Here is a 22,922-nt window from a genome sequence, read left to right as displayed (position 1 = left end):
ATGTTTAAGGCTCAGGTTGTTTCGGCTGAGGGTCTTTCTTCAGTGCCACAACCAGGCTAAGAATGGCGATGCCACACAAGCTAAGCAATCCCCAAGCGGCACTTGAGCCGGCCTGAACGAGGAATAGCATTGATATGCCAAGCGAGATCGCGGCAGCAATAATCATAATTTGATTGTTGGCATTCCATGCTCCAAAAATATACAGGGCGGAGCTGGCCAGTAATAAATAGGCGATGCCGCCTATATGTTGGCCAGTTTGATACATTTGCATGCCTTCAAACATCCCGCCTCCAAAGCCTTGCATATCGACATAGGCCAGCGGCATGAACCAAAGAATGATGGCTGAGACACCTAAAAGAATTCTAAGAGTTTTCTTGTCCATTTAACTTCTCCCTAAGTAATGATGGAACGCTTAACTACCTTGTTCGAAATGGTCTCTTTTAGTCCTCCTCCTTTTGGGTTCCGGTCGACAAAGATTGTGCAAATATGATCGTTATTACTTTGGCAGTTTGCCTGTGTAGGCTTGTGTTCAGCGGTAGTGCGGCAGCGCAAAAATGTGGGGCGTCGTCGCCGCCAGAGTGCTCAGGCGTTTGAATGGAGTGCCTGGCAATTGTTGGCGCAGTAGAGGGGGCGTTTATCATAGGAAAGCTCACGTCCATTGTGAGTACAGCTGGTAGATTTCGAATTTAACAACGGCGAACTGGGTGCCTACTACCTGACTGCTCTGGATCGAGTTTTATCTTTTTTTATCAGTGGTGCAAGTCTACTTCCGAAAAAAAAGGCGGCCGAAGCCGCCAAAAGATAACGAACTTTTTTACTTGATGAACAGCAGTTCCCGGTACTTGGGCAGCGGCCAGTATTCGTCGGCCACTTCGCCTTCGAGGGTGTCGGCGTGGTCGCGAACTTCGTCCATCAGCTTGCGCACTTCATAAGCCAGGAAGTTCATGTGGTCATCCGTGCTGGCGAAATCGTGCATCTCCAAGGCGGCTTCGAGCTTGGCGACGGCGGCCAGCATGGCATCGGCTTCGGCGGCCACTTTGGCGGCGGGGCCATTGCCCAGGCTGACACCCATGTCTTTCAGGGCGGCGCCGGTTTTGCTCAGCTCGGACAAGTAGCTGATCGCAGCGGGGTAGATCAGGGTTTTGGCCATTTCGATGACCAGCTTGGCTTCTACCTCAATGGAGAGAATGTACTGCTCAGAGTAGACGTCGTAGCGGCTTTTCAGCTCAACCGGGGTGAACACGCCGGCCTTGGAGAACAGGCTGACGACTGCCTCGTCGCACAGCTCTGGCAGCGAGTCGGCGGTGGTGGGCAGGTTTTTCAGGCCGCGCTCTTCCACGGCAGCCTTGTGCCATTCGGCAGAGTAGCCGTCGCCACCGAAGATCACATTGCCGTGCAGCTCCATCAGCTCTTTCAGCACGCTAATAACGGCTTCGGTCTTGCTGGCGCTGCTGGCCAGTGCACCCTCGAGGGTATCGGCCACCCAGTTCAGAGAGTCGGCCAGCATGGTGTTCATGGCCACTAGCGGGCCGTGGACAGAGGCTGAGGAGCCCACCGCGCGGAATTCAAAGCGGTTGCCGGTAAAGGCAAAGGGCGAGGTCCGGTTACGGTCGCCGGGGTCGCGCTCAAAGGTTAGAATCTGGGACAAGCCCAGGTCCATGTAACCGCCCTTGGCAGAGGCTTCCAACTTGCCGCTCTTAATGTCCATAAACAGCTTTTCGAGCTGGTCACCCAGATACACAGACAGGATGGCCGGGGGCGCTTCATTGGCGCCGAGGCGGTGATCGTTGGATGCTGAGGCGATGACGGCGCGCAGCATTGGGCCAAAAAGGTGCACTCCGCGAATAACCGCACCACAAAAGAGCAGGAAGTTCAGGTTCTCATTTGGGGTGCTGCCAGGGTCCAGCAGGTTGCCCTGGGTGCTGTTGCCAACTGACCAGTTCACGTGTTTTCCCGACCCATTCACGCCTTTAAACGGCTTTTCGTGCAGGAGGCACATAAAGCCGTGTTCTTTGGCGGTGGACTTCAACAGCGTCATCAGCAGCTGCTGGTGGTCGGCAGCAATATTTGCTGACTCAAAATAGGGCGCGATTTCGAATTGGCCGGGGGCGACTTCGTTGTGATGGGTCTTGGCAGGGATGCCCAGTTTGTACAGCTTGTCTTCCAGGTCCTGCATGTAGTTCTGCACGCGGGCGGGAATGGCGCCAAAGTAGTGGTCGTCAAACTCCTGCCCTTTCGGTGGCTTGGCGCCAAACAGGCTGCGGCCAGCCAGGACCAGGTCGGGACGAGCATTCGCCAGGGCTGCATCGACCAGGAAGTATTCCTGCTCAGCGCCGCAGCTTGAATTCAACGGTGCAATATCGGTTTCGCCCATCAGCGCCAGCACCCGCTGGCCGGCCTTGTTCATGGCGGCGTTGGAGCGTAGCAGGGGGATTTTCTTGTCCAATGCTTCGCCGGTCCAGGACATAAACACGCTGGGGATCATCAGCGTGGCGCCGTTGGCGGTGTGCATGATGTACGCCGGGCTGGTGGGGTCCCAGGCAGTGTAGCCCCGGGCAGCGTTGGTCATCCGCAGGCTGCCGTTGGGGAACGAGGAACCATCGGGCTCGCCCTTGATCAGCAGGCTGCCGGTGAATTCGGTAATGGCTGCGCCTTCCGGGCTGGTGATGATAAAGCCATCGTGCTTTTCCGCTGTGGCGTTGGTCATCGGGTAGAAAATATGGGAGAAGAACTTGGCCCCTTTGGCCATCGCCCACTCTTTCATCGCGGCAGCGACCACATCGGCGGTTGCCGGGTCCAGGGGCGCACCGGTTTGGAAGGTGTTCTTCATGGCTTTGAAAGCGTTCTTTGACAGCGCTTCTTCCATGGTTGCCAGGTTAAACACGTCGCTCGCCCAGATTTTGTTCAGGGGCTGGGTCGCGCTTACCTGCTTGGGTTGACGATTCAGAATGGAGGAAATGGCAGCCGCGCGGCCGGGGTTCGCACTCATAGGGCGCTCCTAGATCAAAAAACAAACACAAAAAGTTATGGATTCGATTTGAGAGGTCGTTGGCGGAGGGCAATGGGAGTGAAACTGGCCAGCAGTCAGCGATTTCCCCTGGGGATGGGGTCTCTTATCAAAAAATGCCCAGCAATTTTCGGTCCAAAAGTCTTGCTTAGCGCCCTTTGTTACAGATTTTTTTCACTGACCTGGGCGCTAGCACCAATTTCACCCTTTCAATGGCCACTCTGCCGAATTTGGGCAGTGGCGGCTGGGAACTCTGCCGGGATGCTACCGGACAAAGTGCGTGGTGGCTGACGCACTTTCAGCCGGCTCTGCGCAGGAGGAAACACAATGACAACGCTAACAAGATGGGTTTCGTCACTCGGCCTGATGGCCGCACTGATACTGACCGGTTGCACCAGTCCGGGTGAACCAGCCACCCTTGAGGAAAAACTGGCCAAGCACGGTTTTGCCCAGGGCGAGGCGATTCGGGAAGTCAAAAATTATCGGATTGATGGCTGGAACTACCTGGATACCGAACACCTGATTTTTAGTGCCGGGCCGAGCGGAGACTACATGGTAACCCTCAGCCAGTCCTGCACTGATTTGCGCTCTGCTGAAGACATTGCCTTTACCTCAACCAACAACAATCTGACCGCCTTCGAGAGCGTGGTTGTAGCGACCCCCACCGGGCGCCGCCGCTGTCCGATAGAGTCGCTCCATACGCTCAGCAAGCTGGCGCCCTAACACGCCGATTTCTGCACCGGTTTACCGCCCGCTGACCTAACGATTGGTCGGGCGGCTTGCTGGCAAAATCGAGAAATGTGACGTAGTTAACGACCCTGAACCCTTATCGGGGTAAGTCCTGATGCGTCCCGGCGAGCAAAGCCGTTTTACTGGCGCGACACAAAACATAAGACATATTCCATTGGTTAGATGGAATGGCGCCTGAGGTTTAACAATGAAAAAGGTAAATGCAACGCTGATCATGCTGCTCAGCTGCGTGGTATTGGCTGCCTGTGGCGGCGGTTCTGGCGGTAGCGCCTCCAACAATACGAGCGGTGACAGCCTGGTGGAGGGTGACAACAGCCCCGGCTCGAGCAACGAAGAGGGGGACGGCAGTCCAGCCGACCCTGAACCCGAACAGCCTTCTCCTGAAGAACCCGGCACCGCCCAGGATCAATGGCCCCAAGCCGGGGAAGTGATTCCCGACCAATATATTGTGGTGTTGAACAAGCTGACCAGCGCCGATCTGCTCGGTCTGGGGCTGCTGGACCTGCCGCTGGTGGACCAGTTGCTGTCATTGGTCGAGGGCTTGGGCGGCACCTTGCTGACCACCTTCGACAACGCCCTGAATGGCGGGGTGATTCAACTGCCGCCAGAATTATTGGGCCTGCTGGAGGCCAGCCCGCTGGTGGCCCTGGTTGAGCCCGACCGGATCGTGGCGGCCACGGCCAGCCAGTCCAACCCGCCCTGGGGGCTGGATCGCCTCGACCAAAGCGATCTGCCACTGGACAGTTTCTATGAATACTTTGGCGATGGCTCCGGGGTAAACATCTATATTCTCGACACGGGCATCCGTGCCAGCCACCAGGATTTTGGTGGCCGGGTGGCCAGCGGCAGAAACTTTGTCAGCAGTGGCTTTTTATTCTCCTCGGTCGATCCCGCCGACACCGATGATTGCAACGGCCACGGCACCCATGTCGCCGGCACTGCAGCCGGGCAAACCTGGGGGGTGGCCAAGGGTGCGACTTTGTATCCGCTGCGGGTACTCGGCTGCGGTGGCTCGGGCAGTACCTCGGGGGTGATTGCTGCCATCGACTGGATGATTGCTAACCATCAATTACCGGCGGTGGCCAACCTGAGTTTGGGCGGCTTTTCCAGCACGGCGCTGGACCAGGCGGTTGAGTCAGCGGTGGATGCCGGCATTACCATGGTGGTCGCGGCAGGCAACAATAACGTGGATGCCTGCGGTGAGTCCCCCGCCCGGGCACCCAAGGCGATCACCGTGGGCGCCTCAACAATCGATGACCAACGCGCTTCCTTTTCCAACAAAGGCACCTGCGTCGATCTGTTTGGTCCCGGCGCGAACATTCGCTCCGCCTGGTACACCGGTGACTCGGCGGTGGCCGACCTCAGTGGCACGTCCATGGCGGCGCCCCACGTGGCGGGTGTGGCTGCGCTGGTGCTGGAAATGGATGGTGGCGCTTCGCCCGCCGATGTCGCCCAGACGCTTCAGGACAGCGCAATCAGCAATCGCCTGGCCAATGTGGCGGGCAGTCCCAATCTGCTGTTGCAGTTGGCGGTGGATGATGGGGTAGACCGGCCGCCGGTCGCCCGCCTGGCGGTGAGCTGTGATGACCTGTTGTGCAGCTTCAGTGCGGCGGCCTCCAGCGATGATCAGGGCATCAGCCAATACCGTTGGCAATTTGGTGATGGTGCCACCGCCAGCGGGGCCAGCGCGAGCCATCGCTACAGCGGTTACGGCGAGTATCAGGTGAGCCTGTCGGTGACCGATAGCGCGGGACAAAGTGATAGTGCCGGGCAAGCGCTGGTATTGAGTGAGGCGCCGGAAACCCCCTGCAGTGAGTGCGATGCCTTCTCCGGCGAATTGGCGAGCGGCGGGCGCGCCTATTACGATTCCAGCTTTGGCTTCCGCAGCGATGGTGGCAACTTTGTCGGCTTCCTGGAAAGCCCGGAAGGCGCTGACTTCGACCTGTATCTGGAAAAACTGACCGGATTTATATTGCAGTCCTGGACCGTGGTCGCCAAGTCCGAGTCACCCGGTGGCAGTGAAGCTATTGACTACAATGGCACCTCCGGTCAGTACCGCTGGCGGGTGAATGCCTTCTCGGGAAGCGGCCAATACCAGGTTTATCTGGCCAACCCTTGAGTCCGGTCAGTATTGCCAGGTGGAGCCGGCTAATGAGCGCCTGCCCGACACAGGGGCAGGCAGCGCTGGTGGGCCAGACTGAACTCGCTCTGACTGGCGTCAAAGTCCCAGCGTTGCAAGGTGCAGTGGTGGGCGCCGTCGCCGCATTCGTGCTCAATCAGGTTAACGGAGTTGGGCACACTGTCGCGCAGCCGGTGTGACAGTGCCGTGCCTGCCTGGGCTGTCCAGGCGAGGCGCTGGCCCGGCGCCCCCAGTTTGGCCACGTAGGGCAGGTGAATATGCCCGGCCAGCACCAGATCTACCCCGGCCTGAACCCAGGCGTCGACCGCTTTGCGATGCCGTCGCACCAGGTTTTCCCGGTCTTTTTCTTCAATCACTTTCACTGGATGGTGCAGAGCAACCACCCGCAATTGCTCGGGGCTGGCCGCGGCGAGGCGCTGACTGACGTGGCGAATCTGGGCCATGCTCAACTCGCCATCCACATGGCGGCGGGGCCGGGTTGAGTTCACCCCCAGCAGCATCAACGTCGGGCTGAGAAATTCCGGTTCCAGCTCCCGGTTGATGGCCTGTTGGTAATGCAGATAGGGGCGCAGCCCGCGCCGCAACAGGTTGAACAGGGGGATGTCGTGATTGCCGGGCACGGCGAGAACGGGTGCCGGCAGGGAGTCGATAAAGGCACTGGCCGCGGCAAATTGCCGGGGCCGGGCGCGCTGGGTGATATCGCCGGTGAGTACGATCACCTCGGGTAGCAGGCGGTGGCTCAGCGCCAGCAAGGCGCGTTGCACATCGTCCATCTCGGTGCCGAAGTGGGTGTCAGAGATGTGAAGGATTCTGGTCATGTCGCACGATCCTTACTGGGTATCAGCACCGAGAGTTTCTGTTCTGCCACGGCAAAGTGCAATGGGGTCGTCAGCCATTGTATCTCCCCGTCTGTGGCGACTTTGACTCGCTTGCGGCGACCGAGCATCACCGTCATTCGGCGCAGTGGAAAGCTTTCAATCTGGTCGGCCTCACCCAGGCGACTGATCAGCCCGCGCAGCAACAACCCATACAGTGACAGGCGACCCCGAGGTCGGGCAGCAATCGCAACCAGCTTGCCATCGCCAATGGCGTCGGCGCCGTCGACACCCACCTGATGCAGCTGCAAGGGGTTGTTGTTGATCAGCACCGAGACGCTGTGCATCTGGGTCGACACGCCGTCTCGCTGCAGGCTGATATGTAGCCGCCGATGGGCTTGGCTCAGGGTCACCAGGGCCGACAGCAAGGCTACTGTGCGGCTGCGCCCGTAGCGTTGCTTGTAGGCCTCCCGGTCTTCTAGCAACTTGGGGTACAAGCCCAAGCTGGCGTTCACCAGAAACACCCGTTGATTGACCAGCCCCAGCTGTACCGGTTTGACCTCGGCGGTGGCCAGTGCCAGCGCCGCGTCCGCCGGTGATTCGGGAATCCCCAGGGAGCGGGCAAAGTAATTGAAAGTGCCTCCCGGGATGATTCCCATGACGATATCACTGCCAAGCACCGCCTGGGCAACCGTATTGAGGGTGCCATCCCCTCCCGCTGCCACCACAATGCCGCCTCGCTCCCGTGCCTGGGAAACGGCCCGGGCGGCGGTTGCGGCCAGCGTGGACTCCGAGTCGATAAACTCGAAGGGTTGTGCCGCCTCGGTCAAGGTCTGGCGGATTTGCTGGCGCAGTGTCGAGCCTGCCTGGCTGCCTGCGCCGTCGTTGAGCACAATGAAATACGGCCCTTGTGGGCGCTGCTCGCTCATGCTGATGTCCCCAGCTGTGCTATTTCAAAGAAGACCGTGCAGGCTGGCAGGGGTTCCGACAGTCGCACGTGCGCGTAACCGCCCGCGTGTCACCCCCGCGTATCACCAGAGTGTAGCTGCGCGGGGGCACATTCGGCGCAAGGGTTCGCTTGCGCCGGCGAAATCGATAGACTTGTGGGCTGATTCGATACTGGGAGTTGTCCTACATGAATGTGACCGAGGCGATCAAAGCGCGCCGTTCCATCCGCGGGTTCAAGCCGGATCCGATCCCCGATGATCTGCTTCGCGACATCTTGGATGTGGCTCGCTTCGCCCCCTCCAACTGCAACACCCAACCCTGGCACCTGACCGTGGTGTCGGGCGAGGCTCGCCAGCGCCTGCGTCAGGCAATACTCGATGAAATCAATGCGGGCAAGGCGCCCAGTCCCGTGTTTACCCCGGGCGATGTGAATCTGCAGGGACCGCTGAAAGACCGGCAATACCAGTGTGCAATGGATTACTACGGGGTGATGGGCATTGAGCGCCACGAGCGCGATAAACGCACTGCCCTGGCGATGAAAAACTTCGAGTTTTTCGACGCGCCCCATGTGGGCTTTGTTTCCATGCCCGCTGATCTTGGTCCCACCAACGCGGTGGATGTTGGCATCTTTCTGCAAACGCTGATGTTGGCACTGGTGGAGCGCGGCCTGGCCAGCGTGCCCCAGGGCGCCCTGGCGCTCTACCCCGATCCGGTCAAGGCGATTGGCGGAGTGCCTGAGGGATACGGCATTATTTGCGGCCTGTCCTTTGGATATGAAGACGTTGGCGCCCAAATCAACGACGCCATTATGGGCCGGGCCGACATTGACGATATTGTCACTTTCATTAGGGCCTGTTAACACTAATTGAATTGCACCTGCTGGAGGGCATTTTTGCCCCCAGCTAGGCGGAGGAAGCGTAGTTTGGTTATTCCAAATAAGCGACCGAGAACGACGCTGGGGGCAAAAATGGCTGCAGCCCTTTGGGTTGTGGCTAAAAATCCACCACTCGTCGTCATTCGTCGTTCATTTGGAGTAACCAAACCTCTCTCCTCATTTCCGCGCGGCGTCCGCTAGATTGGCGAATTTTTAGCCACAACAGGCGTAATCCAATTAGTGTTAACAGGCCCTAAATAGGCCGGCATTATCTTGCTCACAGCGCGCCCTCTTTGGCGCCGCGATGCAAATTGTCACGGGGTCGGGCTATCGTCGCGATAACCGCCCCGACTGATTACCCCCGCATTGTTCCGGACGGCTCCGGTTTTCGTTGACGGGGCGCACCGTCATCACTCGCCGGGCCCGGCACACCACCCTGACAACCGTGTGACCGCCGCCAGGCACGCACCATCGACAGCACTGACATACACGTTACCGTGAGGATTTCGCACCGATGTGGATAGAAACCCGCTGCCAGTTTCATTTTGATATTGCCGTTCCCTCCCCTTTTTTGCTGATGTTGCGGCCCCGAAGTGGCGCCCAGCAATGGATTTCCCGGGAGTCGTACCAGCTTGCGCCGATGGTACCGGTGGAGGAATTCACCGACCTCTACGGCAACTTGTGTCAGCGTCTGGTCGCGCCGGTGGGCGACTTTCGTATCGAGACCAGCGCCACCGTTCACACCACCGACGAAATGGACAGCCAGCCCGGCGCGCCCTTCATCGATGTGCAGCAACTGCCCACCGATGTGTTGATTTATCTGCTGCCCAGCCGCTTTTGTGAAACAGAATCTTTCAACGCGCTGGCGGGGACCATTACCGCCGGTGCGCAACTCGGCTATGATCAGGTGGCCGCCATTCAGCGCTGGCTGCGCACTAACATTGCCTATTTGCCCGGCAGTAGCACAGTGCCGGTATCGGCAGAGACGGTGAATGAACGAGGCTATGGCGTGTGCCGTGATCTGGCCCATCTGGGGATTGCCCTGTGCCGCAGTCTGAGCATTCCCGCGCGGATGGTCGTGGGCTGCCTGAAAGGGCTCGAGCCAATGGACCTGCATGCCTGGTTTGAGGCCTTTGTGGGTGGCCGCTGGTACACCTTCGATGCCACCCAGGCCACGCTGTGCAGCGGTTATGTTGCCTATGCTTACGGCAGAGATGCGGCCGACGTAGCGATTTATACCCAGTTCGGGCCGCCGGTACTGCCGTATTTTCAGCAGGTCACGGTAACCAATCCCGATGAATCTCATCAGTCTTAACGGAGCAATTTATGTTTGAGTGGATGGCAAGTCCTGAGGCGTGGGTAGCGTTGTCGACCCTGATCGCCTTGGAAATTGTGCTTGGTATCGACAACATCATCTTCATTTCGATTCTGGTTGGTCGCTTGCCGGAGTCACAGCGACAAAAAGCCCGCCAGATCGGCCTCGGCTTGGCCATGGTGACCCGTCTGGCCTTGCTGTTCAGCCTGACCTGGGTGATGGGGCTGGTGGAACCGTTGTTCACCGTACTGGGAGAAGCGATCTCCGGCAGGGATATTATTCTTATTGTGGGTGGCCTGTTCCTGTTGGCCAAATCCACCCACGAGATTCACGCCAGCCTGGAGGTAGAGGAGCACAGCGAGGGTGGCTCGGCCAAGGCGGCCAGCTACACCGCCATTCTGCTGCAGATTGCAGCGCTGGATGTGGTGTTCTCCCTCGACTCGGTCATCACCGCAGTGGGTTTGGTGGACCACCTGATGGTAATGGTGATCGCCATTGTGGTGTCGGTGGGGGTCATGCTGTTTTCTGCCAAAGCGATTGGCAACTTCGTTGATGCCAACCCCACCATCAAGATTTTGGCCCTGGCGTTTTTGCTGATGATCGGGCTCACCCTGATGGCAGAGGGCTTCGACGTACATGTGCCCAAGGGCTACATCTACTTTGCTATGGCCTTCTCCTTTGCGGTGGAGTTGCTCAATATCCGCATGCGCAACAAACGCGCCTCGGCGGCATTACATTTGCAGAAAAAAATCAAAGACGGGTGAGGTTTAACGATCAAGCCAATCTTTGAGCCCCTGCCAGGCAGTGGGTGAAGTGAGGCTTTAGGGAAACGAAGCGCTTATGATCAATCGGTTGCCGCCCTGGGTAGAGGGCGGTGCTTTTCTGTTAACGCTGCTGGCAGGCATGGTCAATGCCATCGGCCTGCTGGGGTTTAGCCACCAGGCTGTCTCCCATCTTACCGGCACGGCAACTCTGCTGGGTCAGCAACTGGCGTCGATGAATATCAGCGTGGCCCTCCACCTGCTGCTGATTCTGATCAGCTTTGTGATCGGTGCGGCCCTGTCCGGTTGGTTGATAGAAAACACCGCGTTAAAGCTGGGACGCCATTACGGCAGTGCTCTGATGTTAGAGGCGCTGCTGTTGCTCCTCGGTATGTGGGCATTGATGGCCGGCTGGAGCGCGGGTCACTTCTTGGCGTCGGCGGCCTGTGGTTTACAAAATGGGCTGGCCACCACCTTCAGCGGCGCGATTATTCGCACCACGCATGTGTCAGGGATTTTTACCGACCTGGGCTTGATGCTCGGTGCTCGCCTGCGCGGTCAGCCCTTGGACCGGCGTCGGGCCAGATTGTATTTGTTACTGGTGACGGGCTTTATTCTTGGTGGAACATTGGGCAGCGTGATATTTCTGGCCTGGCAGTTCTTGGCGCTGCTGGTACCGGTGTTGCTGGCCGTATTGCTGGCGGGGCTGTATTGGCGGCTGCTTGCACAAAGTGACGCGGTGTCAACTCAGGAGACGGGGCGGTGATAGCGTGGCTGGTGGTGGGTTTTGTCGTTGTGGTGCTGATTTTGCTGGCGCTCATTTACGGCGGCGGTGCCAAGGTCGAGGATATGCCCTATGAAATGGGCAAAGCCCTGTTCAGCCCGGCAGAACGCGCTTTTATTGGTGTGTTAGAGCAGGCGGTTTCGCCCCAGTATCGGGTGTTTGGCAAGGTGAGGGTGGCCGATGTCATCAGCGCCAAACGCGGCATGCTACCGAAACAGCGAACTGCTGCTTTCAACCGGATTAAGGCAAAGCATTTTGATTTTGTGCTGTGCCGCACCGAGGACCTGAAAGTGGCAGCCGTAGTGGAGCTGGATGACAGCAGCCACGACCGGGAGGACCGCCGTCAGCGGGATCAGTTTTTGCGCCGGGCCTGTGCGGCAGCAAAATTACCGCTGCACAACATCAAGGCGCGGCACAGCTACAACATCGCGGACTTGCGAGCCCAACTGATGCCCGGCGAAAGTCTGGGTAGTCCGGCTCGCACCGGCCGCAAGTCGGCGCCGATCCGAGTGGAACCCTCTCTGGGGCTGACCCTGCCTGCAGCGCCCTCCCTCGGCAATTGCCCCGACTGCAACAGCCCGTTGACCGAGCGCGTGGCCGAGCACGGCGACCTGGCGGGGCGTCGTTTTACCGTATGCGGCCGTTTTCCGGTGTGCCGTTATATTGAGAAAGAACCCATCCTCTAGTTCTCATGGCGCAAGCTTGTTGGCATTCAGAATGCCCAGCAAGGCCTGCTGCTGCGTTGCAGCCCGGCGTTAGACGCTATCGGCACGCGGGCAATCGCGCTACGCTCTTGTTCGCTGCCCCGGTCACTGCGGCGCGTCGTTTGCAATCGACCGGTGGCACGGGTCCAAAAATAAGGAGAAGTTGATGATTGCGTACACCATGCTGGGCTCGGCGGATTTGGCCAAGGCAGAGGCCTTTTACACGCCGCTGTTTGACCTGTTGGGCAAGAAATTGTTGATGAGCACTGAGCGCGTTCGCGCCTGGGGCGATGCGGCCGGCCCGATGTTTACCGTGTGCTATCCCTATGACGGCCAGCCAGCCGCACCCGGCAATGGCGTGATGGTGGCCATCGGCGCGGCCAATACCGAACAGGTGGCCCAGCTGCACGCCAAGGCGCTGGCACTGGGCGCGACCAATGAGGGTGATCCCGGTCTGCGGATGGCGCCCTTCTACTGCGCCTATGTGCGCGACCCCGATGGCAATAAGCTCAACTTCGTTTGCATGGCGCAATAGGCCAACTCGATGAGCAAAGCCCAGGTGGAACTCATTTACCGGCAGGAATCGCGCCGGGTGTTTGCCACCCTGGTGCGCTTGCTCGGTGATTTTCAACAGGCCGAAGAAGCCTTGCAGGATGCGTTTCTGGCGGCGCTGAAGCAGTGGCCCGACCAGGGTGTGCCGGCCAATCCCCGAGCGTGGCTGGTGTCGGCGGGCCGCTTTAAGGCCATCGATCGACTGCGCCGGGATGCCCGCTTTGATCTGGGGCTGGATGAGCGCGCCGATCAACTTGAGGGCAACTCACCCGACCCTGCCGACTGGGACGATGACGACATCGAAGATGACCGGCTGCGTTTGGTGTTCACCTGTTGTCATCCCGCCCTGGCGCAAGATGCGCGGGTGGCCCTGACTCTGCGTGAGGTTTGCGGCCTGACCACCGAGGAAATCGCTCGCGCCTTTCTGATCAGCCCCTCGACCCTGGCCCAGCGCATTGTGCGCGCCAAAACCAAAATCCGCGACGCGGGTATTCCCTATGAAGTGCCCGCCGGTCCAGCATTGGCTGAGCGGCTTGAGGCGGTGTTGCAGGTGGTCTATCTGCTGTTTAACGAGGGCTATAGCCCGGCGGCAGGTGATAGCGCGGTGCGCGGTGATCTGTCGGCAGAGGCCATTCGCCTGGGCGAATGGTTGGTGACCCTGTTGCCCGAGGCGGAGACCCGGGGTTTGCTCGCGTTGATGTTGCTGCAGGAATCCCGGCGAGAGGCGCGCAGCGATGCCCAAGGGGAATTGATATTGCTGTCGGATCAGGATCGCCGCCGCTGGAATCGCCAGTTCATCGAACGCGGTTGTGCCTTGGCGGCAGAGGCTCTGCAAACCCCGGGGTTTGGCGTGTATTCCTTGCAAGCGGCCATCGCGGCAGTACATGCGGAAGCGGCGAGCGAGGCCGACACCGATTGGCGGCAAATTGTGGGGCTGTACGATGTGTTGTTGCGGTTGTCACCCACGCCAGTGGTGGCGTTGAACAGAGCGGTGGCACTGGGCATGGCCCAGGGGCCGGCGGCGGGTCTGGCGGCGGTGGATGCCTTGCTCGATGCCGGGCAGTTGCTGGACTATCACCTGGCCCATGCGGCCAGAGCCGATTTTCTACGGCGTCTGCAGCGTGTTGATGACGCGATTTCAGCCTATATTCAGGCGCTGAATCTGGCCAGGCAGGGGCCTGAGCAGCGCTTTTTGCAGCGCCGCATTGACCAGCTTCGCGCCGGTTGTGGCAAATAATTTCTGCCGGACTGTCGAATTGCCGCGTTGACATTCGACTAGAGGTGAAAGGGACACTCACCGGTGTCATCCCCATGGCCAAATTGAGCAGTGGCCAAAATGAGAAACGGCCGAATTTAGAAATCGCTGTATTTAGAAATGGCTGCATTTAAAAATGGAGAGTCACAAATGAAATACCTGTGTCTGGTTTACGGCGAGGAGTCGTTGATGGCCACCATGGATGATCGGGAGTGCATGGCCTGTGTGTCCGGGTTGATGGACAGCGGCCATTTTGTGGCGGGGCAGGCCTTGCAGCCGGTGGCCACGGCGACCAGTCTGCGGGTGCGCAATGGTAAGGTCAGCGTGACCGATGGCCCCTTTGCCGAGACCAAGGAGCAGCTGGCGGGCTTTTACCTGCTCGAAGCCCGGGACCTCAATGAGGCGCTGGATAAGGCCGCCAAAATTCCGCCTGCCCGTATTGGTACCATCGAAGTGCGACCAATTCGCGAATTGCAGGGCTGAGCGGGGCAAATAGCAGCAAGGTGCGCAAGAATCGGGTCGATCGTGTTGGCTGTGATCGCTAAAGTGCCATCTACTCCCTTAGGGTTCAGCGAAAGGCGCGACCATAATGAGCAAGGCAAGCACTCCGCAGAGCACAATCCCGCTGTCGACGTTGTCTGCACGGGCTGGTCACGGACAGACTAACTATCAACGCATCGCCCTGGCCATCGACTTCCTGCAGCACCACTTTACCCGTCAGCCCTCCCTCGATGAGGTGGCCGCGGCAGTGCACTTGAGCCCCTTTCATTTTCAGCGCCTGTTCACCGAGTGGGCCGGGGTGAGTCCGAAGAAATTTATCCAGTATTTAAGCCTGAATTACGCCAAGGGCTTATTGCAGGAGCCCCGATCACTGATGGAAACCGCCCATTCGGCGGGCCTGTCGGGTAGTGGCCGATTGCACGATCTGTTTGTGAAGATCGAAGGCATGACCCCCGGGGAATATCGCCAGGGCGGCGAGGGCCTCACCATCCGCCATAGTGTTGCCGATAGCCCCTTTGGCCAGGTGTTGGTGGCGTCTACTGATAAAGGGGTTTGCCATCTGGCCTTTGAGGACGAGACGACAAAGGCGCTGGCCGAATTGCAGCACCGTTTTCCCAAAGCGAGCTATGTGGCGGGTCAAGACGCGCATCAGCGGGCGGCCCTGACTATCTTTCGTCCCGCTGGCGAAACCGGCGGTACGCAGCCTGTCCCGCTCAGCACAATAAAACTGCATCTGCAGGGCACCCCCTTTCAGTTAAAAGTCTGGGAGAGCTTGCTGCGAATTCCCGAAGGCCAATTGCGAAGCTATGGCCACCTTGCCCACGCATTGGGTCAGCCCAAGGCATCCCGGGCGGTGGGTACCGCCATTGGCAGCAATCCGGTCGCCTTTTTAATTCCCTGCCATCGGGTGATTCAGGCCAGCGGCAAGCTGGGCGGCTATCGTTGGGGCCCCACCCGAAAATCTGCCCTGATCGCGTGGGAGGCGGCGCGATTGCACGGCCGTGCTGCCGAGGCTGGCGGGGAGTAATGTCGGGTGACAATGCTTTCCAACATTGATTGGTCTGAGGTGGGTGCGGCTCTGGATGCCAAGGGCTTCGCCCAGGTGTCGGGGGTGCTGCCACCCGATATTTGCCAGCAGTTGATTGCGGGTTACACCGACTCCGGCTATCGCAAAACGGTGGTGATGGCGCGCCATCGCTATGGTCTGGGTGAGTATCGCTATTTTGACTATCCCCTGCCCAACGTGGTGGAAAACCTGCGGCAAGCGGTTTACCCCCATCTGGTGCCGGTGGCCAATCGCTGGATGCAACAGCTCAACATTGCCCGGGAATTTCCCCCCTCACTGGACGCACTGTTGGCCCAGTGCCGGGCCCAGGGGCAGTGCAAGGCCACCCCACTGATTTTGAAATACGGGCAAGGCGGATTTAATACCCTGCACCAGGATATTTACGGTGAAGTGTATTTTCCGCTGCAGGTGGTCTTTATGCTCAACAACCCACGTACTGATTTTGGTGGCGGTGAGTTTGTGCTCACCCAGCAAACCCCTAGAGCCCAATCGGCGGCCCGGGTGTTCAACCTTGGCTTGGGTGACATGCTGATTTTCGCCACTCGCTTTCGGCCGGTGAAAACTGCGCGCGGGTTTTCTCGAAGCCCAATGAAGCACGGGGTGAGTGAGGTGCACTGGGGGCATCGCCACACCCTGGGGGTGATCTTTCACGATGCCCTCAGTTGAGCCTCGCCGATGCTAGCGCACACGGCGGTCAGCGGTCGGGCCCTGCGAGGATTGATCCGCCGGCGGCAAGTTTGCCTGGCGGGCAATGCCCGCTTGAAAATATACGGCAGCCTGGCGTGCGCCTCGGGCCAGCGCATGAAGCGCGCTAACCGGGTGTTCTTTCGGAATGCGGCCGAGGCTCGGGCGGCGGGCTTTCGGCCTTGTGGCAACTGCTTAAGGCAGGACTATCAGCGATGGATTTGTTCGACTCATTAGACGATGCGATCAGCCTGCTCCCCTGTGACGGTGACGTTTTCTACCACGAGGTGGTGCTGTCTGCCCCGGAGGCTGATGCGCATCTGGCTCAGCTGCTGGCCGACATCGAATGGCGCTGCGACGAGGCGGTGATCTTTGGCAAGCGGATTGTCACCCGGCGCAAGGTGGCCTGGTATGGCGACCGGCCCTTTCAGTACACCTACTCCAACACCAGCAAACAGGCCCTGCCCTGGACCGACCAATTGCGGGCGCTGAAGTCATTGGTGGAGCGGGAGACCGGCGAGACTTACAACTCCTGCCTGCTAAACCTCTACCACGACGGCTCCGAGGGCATGGCCTGGCACAGTGATGCCGAGATTGATCTTAAGCGGGATGGCGCGATTGCGTCCCTGAGTTTGGGTGCCTGCCGCAAGTTTTGCTTCAAGCACAAAGTCAGCAAAGAAGTGGTCGCGGTGCAGCTGCAGCACGGCAGCTTGTTGGTGATGAAGGGGGCGACCCAGCGCCATTGGCTGCACCGCCTGCCGCCCACCAAAAAGGTTCACGAGCCCCGGGTGAATTTGACCTTCCGCACGATCAATACCACCGATTAAGGGTTCGGGCTCACCCGGTTACCCTGGGAGTCTTCCAGCCAGACATCGGAGCGGCGGGTGTCGATGTGGCCTCTTACGGTGTAGGCCTCGCCGGGCTTGGGGGTAAAGGTGATGGTCTTCTGGACCGTGCGCTCATCGGCAAAGCGGCCCTCGACCTCCGAGGGGAAAAAGATCAGCCCCACCAGGGTGAAGGTCTGCTTACTGGGCAGTACCTGACGCGATAGCATGTTGGGCGTAAAGTCGTGGGGGTGGCCGAGGTTGGCGGCTTTGCTGGCCATCCAGCTACTGGCAATGCCCTTGCCATCGATGCGCTCAAGGAGAAAGTAATGGGCGCTGGTCGGCTTCTTGTTGCTGTAAGAATCTTGAATGGTGGCGGTGGGGCCTTGATAGCCCTCGGGCACAGGGTCGTAGACCGAGCAGGCGCTCAGGATCAACAATAGTGCCGTTAGCAAAGGTCGTTTCATGGACAAATTCCTTTTGTCGACAATCCCTGATGGCAAAGTAAAAGCGCGTGGGCCTGCTTTGCGACTGCGGTTGGCTCTGTGCCGTATACCGTGGATTGTGAGTGTAATACATCGGTGGCTCGGCGCCAGCCCGATGCGTCAAATTGTTGAAGTATCACTACATTTTCAGGATGGCGCAACGCAAAAACATGACAAATATTTGAAGCGGGTCGCGCAGCCCGCAGGGCCGCTGTGTCATAAAGGGCGCCAATGCAATTGCCGGGGAGCATGATCAGAATGCCATCAATACGGCTTGTGATGTTGGGCATGCTGCTTTGGGTGCCACAGGCTTGGGCCGAGCTTCACTCTGGCGATACCGGGGTGAGCGAGCAGTGTTTTGTGCTGCAATGGCAGGAGTCAGCGGCCATTGCCGCGCTATTCGACAAGGCCGGGGTGACCGGCACCTTTGCCATGCTGGACCCACAGGAGAAGCGCCTGGTCGGCTTCGATCATCGTCGGGTCAAACAGCGCTTTGTGCCAGCGTCATCATTCAAAGTCGCCCATACCCTGATCGGTCTTCATGCGCAGGCGGTGACCAGCGTGGACGAGGTATTGCCCTGGGATCGCTCTCCCCAACCCTTTCCCGGCTGGGAGCAGGATATGAGTCTGCGTCAGGCAATTGCCGTATCTAACGCCGCTATCTATCAGCAACTCGCGCGCCGGATCGGGCCGGAGGTCATGCAGCGCGAACTCAATCGGCTGGGTTATGGCAACGCCGATATCGGCAGCGAAGTCGACCGCTTTTGGTTGGACGGCCCCCTGCAAATCAGCCTGTTGGAGCAGCTGCGCTTTCTGACGGCGCTAGCCCAGCAGCGCCTGCCTTACCGCCCGTCGTCCCAAGCCGATGTGCGTGAGATCATCGCCCAACCTGCCCCGCCTGGGGTAGCCCTGTTTGCCAAGTCCGGCTGGGAGAATGCGCCCGGCCCGGGAGTGGGCTGGTGGGTTGGCTGGGTGGAGAAAGACGGCAAGGTCTATGCCTTTGGCATGAATATGGATATTCAGTCGCCAGACCAAGCGGCGCAGCGCGAGGCCCTCGCCCGGGCCAGCTTGTCCCTGCTGGGGTTGTTGTAACGAACTAGCCGCGCAAACCCTTGGCGCTTGGCCCTTGGCCCTCGGCGTTGCTTTACTCCACCGCCAAAGCCGGGTTAATTTCAAAGGCTGTAAACCGACCTCAGGCGACCGGCCCTGCCATGTCCTACACCTGCCGTCTCGGCGATAGTCAGTACCGTTTCCATAACCTGGCCGATTTGATGGCCAAGGCGACCCCGCTGCGCAGTGGCGATGTACTGGCGGGAATCGCCGCCCGTTCCAATGAAGAGCGGGTGGCGGCCCAGATTGCCCTGGCGGATTTGCCGCTCACCACCTTCCTGCAACAGCCACTGGTGCCCTACGAGACGGACGAAGTCACCCGGCTGATTTTCGATTCTCACTGCCCTGCTGCCTTTGCGCCGGTCAGTCATTTAACCGTAGGTGGGTTTCGCGACTGGTTGTTGGATATGAAGGTGGACGGACCGATGTTGGCGGCGCTGGCACCGGGGCTGACCCCGGAAATGGTGGCCGCCGTCAGCAAGCTGATGCGGGTTCAGGATCTGATTCTGGTGGCCAGCAAGTGCGAGGTGGTGACTCGATTCCGCAATACTCTGGGCTTGAAAGGCCGGTTTGCCACCCGCCTGCAGCCCAACCACCCCACCGATGATGCCGCGGGCATTGCTGCCAGTATTGTCGACGGCCTGCTGTATGGCAGTGGCGATGCGGTGATTGGCATCAACCCGGCCAGCGACAACCTGCAAACCGTTTGCCGCTTGCTATCGATGTTAGATGAACTGATTCAGCGCTTTGAAATTCCCACCCAGAGCTGTGTGCTCACCCATGTCAGCAGCACGCTGGAAGCAATGGATCGGGGTGCGCCGGTGGACCTGGTGTTTCAGTCCATCGCCGGCAGCGAGGCGGCAAACCGCAGCTTTGGTATCGATCTGGCACTGCTGGCCGAGGCTCGCGCCGGGGCGCTGTCGCTGCAGCGGGGCAGCCTCGGTGATAACGTAATGTACTTTGAAACCGGCCAGGGCAGCGCGTTGTCGGCCAATGCCCACCACGGTGTCGATCAGCAAACTATGGAGGCTCGGGCTTATGCGGTGGCGCGGGCATTTTCACCGCTGCTGGTGAATACCGTGGTGGGCTTTATCGGCCCCGAGTACCTCTTTGATGGCAAACAGATTCTGCGCGCAGGGCTGGAAGATCATTTTTGCGGTAAGTTGCTGGGCCTGCCGATGGGCTGTGATATCTGCTACACCAATCATGCCGAAGCGGATCAGGATGATATGGATATGCTGCTCACCCAGTTTGCGGCGGCCGGAGGTAACTTCATCATGGGTATTCCCGGCAGTGATGACATCATGCTCAACTATCAGGCCACCTCTTTCCACGATGCGTTGTATATCCGCCAGCTGCTGAATCTTCGTCCAGCGCCGGAATTTGAGCAGTGGTTGCTGGAGACCGGCATATTTGCTGAGCCCCACCGGCTCGCTGCCGGGGGGCAATTGCCGCCGCGCTTTGCCGACGCCCTGCGCTTGGTTGGGCGGTCGGGAGATGAGCAATCATGATTGAGCTTTGCGCAAAGGCGTCGGCCACGAGGAAGGCTTATGACGGATGATCCCTGGCAGGGTTTGCGGCAGTTCACTCGCGCCCGCATTGCCCTGGGCCGGGCGGGGGCATCGCTGCCGACCTCGGCAACGCTGGCCTTTCAGCTGGATCATGCCCGGGCCCGGGATGCGGTACACCAGTCGCTCGATGAGGCGGCGCTGCTTGGCGGCTTGAGAGATCTGTTTGGCGCGGCATCGATTCTGCACAGCCGAGCGCCCTCCCGGGCTGAATATCTGCAACGGCCAGACCTGGGGCGCCAGCTCAATGAAGCGGACTGGCAGCAGCTGGCAGAACAACACAAAGCTGATGCCGCAGCGGCAGACGTGGTGCCGATAGTGACCGACGGTTTGTCCGCCACCGCGATTAACCGGCATGCCCTGCCCTTTCTTGCGGCGTGGCAGGCTGAAATGGCCGAGGCCAAGGTTGTTGTGGCGCCGCCGCTGCTGGTGCATCAGGGCCGGGTGGCTATTGGCGACGATATTGGTGAGGCCCTCGACGGGAAAATGACCTTGTTGTTGGTCGGCGAGCGCCCGGGCCTGAGTTCGCCAGATAGCCTCGGGTTGTACCTCACCTATCGGCCCCGCCGGGGCTGCAGCGATGCCCAGCGCAATTGCATCTCCAATATCCGGCCCGAGGGGCTGTCTTACGAACGGGCAGCCCAAACCTGCTGCTATCTAATTCAGCAAGCCCTTAGCAAAGGGGTGACCGGGGTCGGCTTGAAGGACGATTCTCAGCAGCTGGAGGCCGACACAGAATCGGCAATTCCGTTTTTGCGCTAGCGTCTGCATCGCACCGGTGTGGTGGCAAACCCAGCACTTTGTGACGTAGCGGCGAAATCATTGCTAACTAGTTCGCTTTACTGTGTGCGGCCCTTGCCATTGGCTGCGCTGGCGCGGTAATAATGCGATTTTGGTAGCCGGTCTTTGCTGCCCTTCCGTCCTATTTCCACTGCTTATTCCGCACCGGAGCATAATGTGATTGCCCCTCCACTCCCCCACGACGAAGCCCAACGTCTGAAAACGCTGCGCGCAATGAACCTGCTCGACACCCCTGCCGAGGAGCGATTTGATCGCCTGACCCGCATCGCCCAGCGCTTGTTTGGCGTGCCGATCTCACTGGTAAGTCTGGTGGACGAACAACGGCAGTGGTTCAAATCCTGCCAGGGTCTGGATGCCTCCGAGACACCCCGGGATATTTCCTTTTGTGGTCATGCGGTGCTGGGTGACGAGGTGTTCGTGGTCTCTGATGCCCGTGAGGATCAGCGCTTTTTTGACAACCCCTTGGTGCAAGGCGAACCCCGAATTCGTTTTTATGCCGGGTGCCCGCTGCGGGCAATGGACGGTCGCAAGCTCGGCACGGTCTGCATTATTGACCGGCAACCCCGGGAATTCAGCGAGGCAGACAGCCGCATCCTCAGCGACCTCACCCTGATGGTCGAGCGGGAATTGGCCGCCATTGAAATGGCGACGGTCGACGAATTAACCACCCTGGCCAACCGGCGCGGCTTTCTTATGCTGGGCCAACACATGATTGATGTTTGCCGGTTGCGCGAAGATCCGGCAACGCTGGTGTATTTCGACCTGAACAAGTTCAAAGGTATTAACGATACCTTTGGGCACGCCGAGGGTGACCGTGTTCTCTCGACATTTGCCGCCACCATGCGCCGAAGTTTGCGCAGCACCGATGTGCTCGCACGGCTGGGTGGCGACGAGTTTGTGGTACTGCTACCGGGGGCGAGTATGGAACACGCCCGTGAACTGATGGCGGGTTTTGAGCAGCGCATGTGCGAGCATAATCAGCAGCACCAACCTGAGCGGGGCTATGAAATCGCCTTCTCTTGGGGCGCAGTAGGCTTTGACGCCGAGGCACATCACAGCATCGACCAGTTAATGGCCGCTGGCGATGCGCTGATGTACGAGCAGAAAAAACAGCGCTGATTTTGACACGGCTGCCGTGGGCTGCCTAAATGAAGCGACAAGCCTCAAGACCTGAGAAGAGCCTCATTAAGGAGATCATGTGAGCGAAATCAGCTATCCCCTCAAAGGCAGTTGTCAGTGTGGCCAGGTCAGTTACACCCTGAAAGCACCGCCTCTGAAAGTGGTTGCCTGCCACTGTCGGCAATGCCAAAAACTCTCCACCAGTGCCTTTAGCATCACCGCACTGGTGAATACCGACGATGTGGAGTTTGTTGGCGAGCTAGTCGAATGGCAGCGTCTGGCTGAAAGCGGCAATAAAAACTACGCCAAGTTTTGCCCCGGCTGCGGCAACCGCATGTACCACTATAATCCCGATGCGCCAGACACCCTCAAGCTCAAGGCCGCCAGCCTGGAAGACACCCGGGTGCTACAGCCGACCGTGCACCTGTGGGTGAGTGAAAAGCAGGACTGGTTTCATATACCAGATGGCGTGGAAACCTTCGACAAACAGGGTGGCGTTTGACGTCAGCCCGCCCGTAGGTTGCTGCACAAACGTAGTGTAGAAAAGCACCCGTGTATTTAAGGCAATGTATCTGCCCTGCCGCAGACACATTGCGCTCAGTTATCGGGAAAGTGAGCAACGCCTTAACCGCAAAAGGCGGCAACACTGACGGGTGTTTCATGCCGTGAAAGGGTATGAAATACTTGATCGATTGCTGATAAGGCTTCACGGACCGCATACTATAACGCCGAACCACATAAATTTTTGAACGGAATCGAGAAAAGGTGAACGTGGCATGGGTGAATACTCCTCCCTGAGATCTACCTATCAATGGCCATTCCATGGCCGACAGTCTCATTATCGTGAACGTTTCACGAT

24 protein-coding genes and 1 pseudogene are annotated in these 22,922 nt (G+C 59.1%); 19 read left to right on the top strand and 6 right to left on the bottom strand.

Annotation, left to right across the window (positions count from 1 at the left end; all coding sequences use genetic code 11):
* Positions 1–4 precede the first annotated feature (4 nt).
* Both NCG89_RS09335 and NCG89_RS09330 read right to left on the bottom strand, forming a co-directional pair.
* Positions 5–382, bottom strand: a complete 378-nt coding sequence (locus NCG89_RS09335; RefSeq protein ID WP_251086258.1) for a hypothetical protein — start codon at positions 380–382, stop codon at positions 5–7.
* Between the two features lie 432 nt (positions 383–814).
* Complete coding sequence (locus NCG89_RS09330) at positions 815–2,989, bottom strand: glutamine synthetase III family protein (protein WP_251086257.1); 2,175 nt, start codon at positions 2,987–2,989, stop codon at positions 815–817.
* A 345-nt stretch (positions 2,990–3,334) separates the two neighbouring features.
* Between NCG89_RS09330 and NCG89_RS09325 the strand changes: the two genes are divergently transcribed.
* Together NCG89_RS09325 and NCG89_RS09320 are read left to right on the top strand one after the other, a co-directional pair.
* Positions 3,335–3,730: a DUF6491 family protein gene (locus tag NCG89_RS09325; RefSeq protein WP_251086256.1), complete on the top strand. Its 396-nt coding sequence runs from the start codon at positions 3,335–3,337 to the stop codon at positions 3,728–3,730.
* Positions 3,731–3,944: 214 nt separating this feature from the next.
* On the top strand, positions 3,945–5,876 hold the full coding sequence (locus NCG89_RS09320) for a S8 family serine peptidase (protein WP_251086255.1): 1,932 nt from the start codon (positions 3,945–3,947) through the stop codon (positions 5,874–5,876).
* A 29-nt stretch (positions 5,877–5,905) separates the two neighbouring features.
* On the opposite strand, the gene NCG89_RS09315 is transcribed toward NCG89_RS09320, so the two are convergent.
* Positions 5,906–6,715 (bottom strand): metallophosphoesterase family protein, encoded by an 810-nt coding sequence (locus NCG89_RS09315; RefSeq protein WP_251086254.1) that lies wholly within the window; start codon positions 6,713–6,715, stop codon positions 5,906–5,908.
* Positions 6,712–7,641 carry a diacylglycerol/lipid kinase family protein gene (locus NCG89_RS09310; protein ID WP_251086253.1) on the bottom strand — a complete coding sequence of 310 codons (930 nt, stop codon included), beginning with the start codon at positions 7,639–7,641 and terminating at the stop codon, positions 6,712–6,714. Before NCG89_RS09310 ends, NCG89_RS09315 begins: the two co-directional genes overlap by 4 nt.
* Before the next feature lie 206 nt (positions 7,642–7,847).
* On the opposite strand from NCG89_RS09310, the gene NCG89_RS09305 reads away from it, so the two are divergent.
* From NCG89_RS09305 to NCG89_RS09255, 12 genes are all read left to right on the top strand, one after another.
* On the top strand, positions 7,848–8,519 hold the full coding sequence (locus NCG89_RS09305) for a nitroreductase (RefSeq protein WP_251086252.1): 672 nt from the start codon (positions 7,848–7,850) through the stop codon (positions 8,517–8,519).
* A 529-nt stretch (positions 8,520–9,048) separates the two neighbouring features.
* Complete coding sequence (locus tag NCG89_RS09300; RefSeq protein WP_251086251.1) at positions 9,049–9,849, top strand: transglutaminase-like domain-containing protein; 801 nt, start codon at positions 9,049–9,051, stop codon at positions 9,847–9,849.
* Between the two features lie 11 nt (positions 9,850–9,860).
* Positions 9,861–10,613, top strand: a complete 753-nt coding sequence (locus NCG89_RS09295) for a TerC family protein (protein WP_251086250.1) — start codon at positions 9,861–9,863, stop codon at positions 10,611–10,613.
* Positions 10,614–10,689: 76 nt separating this feature from the next.
* Positions 10,690–11,376, top strand: a complete 687-nt coding sequence (locus NCG89_RS09290; RefSeq protein WP_251086249.1) for a YoaK family protein — start codon at positions 10,690–10,692, stop codon at positions 11,374–11,376.
* The gene (locus tag NCG89_RS09285) at positions 11,373–12,080 is read left to right on the top strand and encodes a DUF2726 domain-containing protein (RefSeq protein ID WP_251086248.1); all 708 of its coding nucleotides are present in this window, start codon (positions 11,373–11,375) and stop codon (positions 12,078–12,080) included. Before NCG89_RS09290 ends, NCG89_RS09285 begins: the two co-directional genes overlap by 4 nt.
* 184 nt (positions 12,081–12,264) lie before the next feature.
* Complete coding sequence (locus NCG89_RS09280) at positions 12,265–12,633, top strand: VOC family protein (protein WP_251086247.1); 369 nt, start codon at positions 12,265–12,267, stop codon at positions 12,631–12,633.
* Positions 12,634–12,642: 9 nt separating this feature from the next.
* Entirely contained in the window at positions 12,643–13,887 is a 1,245-nt protein-coding gene (locus tag NCG89_RS09275; RefSeq protein WP_251086246.1) for an RNA polymerase sigma factor, read from the top strand.
* Positions 13,888–14,055: 168 nt separating this feature from the next.
* Positions 14,056–14,388, top strand: coding sequence for a YciI family protein (locus NCG89_RS09270; protein ID WP_251086245.1), 333 nt, complete (start codon positions 14,056–14,058; stop codon positions 14,386–14,388).
* 106 nt (positions 14,389–14,494) lie between these two features.
* A complete protein-coding gene (locus tag NCG89_RS09265; protein WP_251086244.1) occupies positions 14,495–15,433 on the top strand; it encodes a bifunctional transcriptional activator/DNA repair enzyme AdaA in 939 nt (312 codons plus the stop codon).
* A 12-nt stretch (positions 15,434–15,445) separates the two neighbouring features.
* Positions 15,446–16,138, top strand: a complete 693-nt coding sequence (locus NCG89_RS09260; RefSeq protein WP_251089373.1) for a 2OG-Fe(II) oxygenase — start codon at positions 15,446–15,448, stop codon at positions 16,136–16,138.
* A 9-nt stretch (positions 16,139–16,147) separates the two neighbouring features.
* On the top strand, positions 16,148–16,393 hold the full coding sequence (locus tag NCG89_RS16935; RefSeq protein WP_432757875.1) for an Ada metal-binding domain-containing protein: 246 nt from the start codon (positions 16,148–16,150) through the stop codon (positions 16,391–16,393).
* Positions 16,372–16,983, top strand: coding sequence for an alpha-ketoglutarate-dependent dioxygenase AlkB family protein (locus NCG89_RS09255; RefSeq protein WP_251086243.1), 612 nt, complete (start codon positions 16,372–16,374; stop codon positions 16,981–16,983). The genes NCG89_RS16935 and NCG89_RS09255 overlap by 22 nt, the downstream gene beginning before the upstream one ends.
* Here NCG89_RS09255 and NCG89_RS09250 read toward each other — a convergent pair.
* Positions 16,980–17,447 (bottom strand): hypothetical protein, encoded by a 468-nt coding sequence (locus tag NCG89_RS09250; protein WP_251086242.1) that lies wholly within the window; start codon positions 17,445–17,447, stop codon positions 16,980–16,982. The genes NCG89_RS09255 and NCG89_RS09250 overlap by 4 nt on opposite strands.
* Before the next feature lie 276 nt (positions 17,448–17,723).
* Between NCG89_RS09250 and blaOXA the strand changes: the two genes are divergently transcribed.
* From blaOXA to NCG89_RS09225, 5 genes are all read left to right on the top strand, one after another.
* A complete protein-coding gene (blaOXA, locus tag NCG89_RS09245; RefSeq protein WP_251086241.1) occupies positions 17,724–18,557 on the top strand; it encodes a class D beta-lactamase in 834 nt (277 codons plus the stop codon).
* 119 nt (positions 18,558–18,676) lie between these two features.
* Entirely contained in the window at positions 18,677–20,086 is a 1,410-nt protein-coding gene (locus tag NCG89_RS09240) for an ethanolamine ammonia-lyase subunit EutB (protein ID WP_251086240.1), read from the top strand.
* Between the two features lie 39 nt (positions 20,087–20,125).
* Complete coding sequence (gene eutC / locus NCG89_RS09235) at positions 20,126–20,905, top strand: ethanolamine ammonia-lyase subunit EutC (RefSeq protein ID WP_251086239.1); 780 nt, start codon at positions 20,126–20,128, stop codon at positions 20,903–20,905.
* A gap of 195 nt (positions 20,906–21,100) precedes the next feature.
* Positions 21,101–22,063: a sensor domain-containing diguanylate cyclase gene (locus NCG89_RS09230; RefSeq protein ID WP_251086238.1), complete on the top strand. Its 963-nt coding sequence runs from the start codon at positions 21,101–21,103 to the stop codon at positions 22,061–22,063.
* A gap of 79 nt (positions 22,064–22,142) precedes the next feature.
* Entirely contained in the window at positions 22,143–22,565 is a 423-nt protein-coding gene (locus NCG89_RS09225; protein ID WP_251086237.1) for a GFA family protein, read from the top strand.
* A gap of 79 nt (positions 22,566–22,644) precedes the next feature.
* On the opposite strand, the pseudogene NCG89_RS16930 reads toward NCG89_RS09225, so the two are convergent.
* Positions 22,645–22,782 (bottom strand): annotated as a pseudogene (locus tag NCG89_RS16930) (integron integrase); the annotation flags it as partial.
* Between the last annotated feature and the right edge of the window lie 140 nt (positions 22,783–22,922).

Source organism: Spongiibacter taiwanensis, assembly GCF_023702635.1.
Classification (GTDB): Bacteria; Pseudomonadota; Gammaproteobacteria; order Pseudomonadales; family Spongiibacteraceae; genus Spongiibacter; species Spongiibacter taiwanensis.
The sequence above is the reverse complement of the archived record's forward strand: the minus strand, read 5'-3'. Positions and strand labels throughout refer to the sequence as shown.

Excerpts from the sequence above, each read along its gene's own strand:
- NCG89_RS09310 (WP_251086253.1), bottom strand. The coding sequence starts at position 7,641 with ATGAGCGAGCAGCGCCCACAAGGGCCGTATTTCATTGTGCTCAACGAC.
- NCG89_RS09295 (WP_251086250.1), top strand. The coding sequence starts at position 9,861 with ATGTTTGAGTGGATGGCAAGTCCTGAGGCGTGGGTAGCGTTGTCGACC.
- NCG89_RS09305 (WP_251086252.1), top strand. The coding sequence starts at position 7,848 with ATGAATGTGACCGAGGCGATCAAAGCGCGCCGTTCCATCCGCGGGTTC.
- NCG89_RS09270 (WP_251086245.1), top strand. The coding sequence starts at position 14,056 with ATGAAATACCTGTGTCTGGTTTACGGCGAGGAGTCGTTGATGGCCACC.
- eutC (WP_251086239.1), top strand. The coding sequence starts at position 20,126 with ATGACGGATGATCCCTGGCAGGGTTTGCGGCAGTTCACTCGCGCCCGC.
- NCG89_RS16935 (WP_432757875.1), top strand. The coding sequence starts at position 16,148 with ATGCTAGCGCACACGGCGGTCAGCGGTCGGGCCCTGCGAGGATTGATC.
- blaOXA (WP_251086241.1), top strand. The coding sequence starts at position 17,724 with ATGCCATCAATACGGCTTGTGATGTTGGGCATGCTGCTTTGGGTGCCA.
- NCG89_RS09275 (WP_251086246.1), top strand. The coding sequence starts at position 12,643 with ATGAGCAAAGCCCAGGTGGAACTCATTTACCGGCAGGAATCGCGCCGG.
- NCG89_RS09260 (WP_251089373.1), top strand. The coding sequence starts at position 15,446 with ATGCTTTCCAACATTGATTGGTCTGAGGTGGGTGCGGCTCTGGATGCC.
- NCG89_RS09330 (WP_251086257.1), bottom strand. The coding sequence starts at position 2,989 with ATGAGTGCGAACCCCGGCCGCGCGGCTGCCATTTCCTCCATTCTGAAT.
- NCG89_RS09240 (WP_251086240.1), top strand. The coding sequence starts at position 18,677 with ATGTCCTACACCTGCCGTCTCGGCGATAGTCAGTACCGTTTCCATAAC.
- NCG89_RS09280 (WP_251086247.1), top strand. The coding sequence starts at position 12,265 with ATGATTGCGTACACCATGCTGGGCTCGGCGGATTTGGCCAAGGCAGAG.
- NCG89_RS09335 (WP_251086258.1), bottom strand. The coding sequence starts at position 382 with ATGGACAAGAAAACTCTTAGAATTCTTTTAGGTGTCTCAGCCATCATT.
- NCG89_RS09290 (WP_251086249.1), top strand. The coding sequence starts at position 10,690 with ATGATCAATCGGTTGCCGCCCTGGGTAGAGGGCGGTGCTTTTCTGTTA.
- NCG89_RS09265 (WP_251086244.1), top strand. The coding sequence starts at position 14,495 with ATGAGCAAGGCAAGCACTCCGCAGAGCACAATCCCGCTGTCGACGTTG.
- NCG89_RS09300 (WP_251086251.1), top strand. The coding sequence starts at position 9,049 with ATGTGGATAGAAACCCGCTGCCAGTTTCATTTTGATATTGCCGTTCCC.
- NCG89_RS09250 (WP_251086242.1), bottom strand. The coding sequence starts at position 17,447 with ATGAAACGACCTTTGCTAACGGCACTATTGTTGATCCTGAGCGCCTGC.
- NCG89_RS09325 (WP_251086256.1), top strand. The coding sequence starts at position 3,335 with ATGACAACGCTAACAAGATGGGTTTCGTCACTCGGCCTGATGGCCGCA.
- NCG89_RS09315 (WP_251086254.1), bottom strand. The coding sequence starts at position 6,715 with ATGACCAGAATCCTTCACATCTCTGACACCCACTTCGGCACCGAGATG.
- NCG89_RS09255 (WP_251086243.1), top strand. The coding sequence starts at position 16,372 with ATGGATTTGTTCGACTCATTAGACGATGCGATCAGCCTGCTCCCCTGT.
- NCG89_RS09320 (WP_251086255.1), top strand. The coding sequence starts at position 3,945 with ATGAAAAAGGTAAATGCAACGCTGATCATGCTGCTCAGCTGCGTGGTA.